Raw genomic sequence first — 1,725 nt, forward strand, 5'->3', positions numbered from 1 at the left:
CGCCATGATGATGCCCTGCTGTCCCTTGGGCAGGCGCTCGAAGACGGCCTTGGACATCATCAACGGCTCGAACATGTACCAGTAGGCCTTGTCGCGTCCGGTAGTGAGGGCCTTGGCCACTTCTTCCAGACGGAAGGACATGAAGGAGGTCGAAGACGTCATGGCCGCATCCATGGCACCGGTCTGCATGGCGGCATAGATTTCATTGGAGGGCAACGTCACCACGGCCGCGCCGGCTTCCTTGAGAATCAGGTCCATCTCGCGTGAACCGCCGCGCACCTTCATGCCTTTCACATCGGCCGGATCGACGATGGGCTTGCCGCGTGAGGCCACCCCGCCGGCCTGCCAGATCCAGCTGACGATGACCACGCCCTTCTCACCCAGCACGCGGGCCAGCTCCTTGCCGACTTCAGCATTCTTCCAGGACGCGCCCTGCTGGTAGGACGTCACCAGGCCGGGCATGAGGCCGATATTGGTTTCCGGCACTTCACCGCCGGCATAGTTCAGCGGCACCAGCGACATGTCCAGCGCGCCCTTGCGCAGGGCCGAGAACTGGGCATTGGTCTTCATCAGGGAAGAACCGGGATAGATCTCGAATTTCAGCGCGCCTTTGGTGCGTTCGCTCACCTGCTGGGCGAAGGTACGCACCAGGCGGTCGCGAAAGTCGCCTTCGGTGATCGTGCCACCGGGAAACTGGTGCGAAATCTTCAGCGTGGCCGACTGCGCCCACACCGAGGGAACGGCGCTGGCAAGCGGGGCGGCGGCGAGGGCGCCGAGGAAATGGCGGCGGGTCATGGTCTTCATTGGGGTGTCTCCTCCAGGATTGATGGAACTACGTGTGTTTTTATGCTCTCATCGTGTATACAATTTCATAGGAAACGCATACATTGTCAAGCATTAATCCTGTGGATCGTCCCCGCTTTACAATGCTTGCTTTAAAGGCAATTGATCATGGATACCCCCAAGACCCGTTCTGAAACCCTGCGCGAATCGATCGAAGAGATGATTGCCGTGGGCAAGCTGGCACCCGGCCAGCATCTGGATGAAACCTCGCTGGCCGAGCAGTTCGGTGTCTCGCGCACCCCCATTCGCGAGGCGCTGATCCAGTTGGCTTCGATGGGCATCGTCGAGATGCGTCCGCGCCGCGGCGCCATCGTGGCCGAGATCGGTCCACAGCAATTGATTGAAATGTTCGAAGTGATGGCCGAATTCGAGGCCATGTGCGGCCGTCTGGCCGCGCGCCGCATGACGCCTGCCGAACATGCCGAGCTGCTGGCGGCGCACCAGGCCTGCCAGGCGGCGCGCGACGCCAGCGACCCGGATGCCTACTTCTACCTCAACGAAGCCTTCCACGACCATATCTACGCCGGCAGCCACAACAGCTTCCTGGCCGAGCAGGCCCGGGCCCTGCACCGCCGCCTGCGGCCCTACCGGCGCTTGCAGTTGCGCGTCAGGGACAGGCTCAAGATGTCCTTCGATGAACACCAGGCCGCAGTGGACGCCATCATTGCCGGCGACGCCGAGAGGACCGTGGAGGTGCTGCGCCAGCACATCATGATCCAGGGCCAGCGCTTTGCCGACTTGGTGGCGTCGCTGCATCAACTGAAGTCGGCCGCCTGAAATAAAGCTCAAACGCTTGCGCTTTCACAGGCTGCGCTGGCTGACGAAATGCCGCTCACTGCCATCGAGCGGATCGATGAAGAAGAGCGAACGCGCCAGCAGCTC

The 1,725-nt window shown here is 61.9% G+C and carries 2 protein-coding genes; one reads left to right on the top strand and one right to left on the bottom strand.

Annotated features, from left to right (window positions below; genetic code table 11):
• A partial coding sequence (gene dctP, locus I5W_RS00630; RefSeq protein WP_044527805.1) for a TRAP transporter substrate-binding protein DctP occupies positions 1–804 on the bottom strand: 804 nt, incomplete at its 3' end.
• Positions 805–951: 147 nt separating this feature from the next.
• Here dctP and I5W_RS00635 point away from each other — a divergent pair.
• Positions 952–1,620 carry a GntR family transcriptional regulator gene (locus tag I5W_RS00635; protein WP_017450292.1) on the top strand — a complete coding sequence of 223 codons (669 nt, stop codon included), beginning with the start codon at positions 952–954 and terminating at the stop codon, positions 1,618–1,620.
• Positions 1,621–1,725 lie beyond the last annotated feature (105 nt).

Origin of the sequence: Herbaspirillum sp. B65 (genome assembly GCF_000333555.1) — a bacterium.
Classification (GTDB): Bacteria; Pseudomonadota; Gammaproteobacteria; order Burkholderiales; family Burkholderiaceae_D; genus Herbaspirillum; species Herbaspirillum rubrisubalbicans.

Bases quoted from the DNA above. Each gene is read 5' to 3' on its own strand.
- I5W_RS00635 (WP_017450292.1), top strand. From the start codon at position 952: ATGGATACCCCCAAGACCCGTTCTGAAACCCTGCGCGAATCGATCGAA.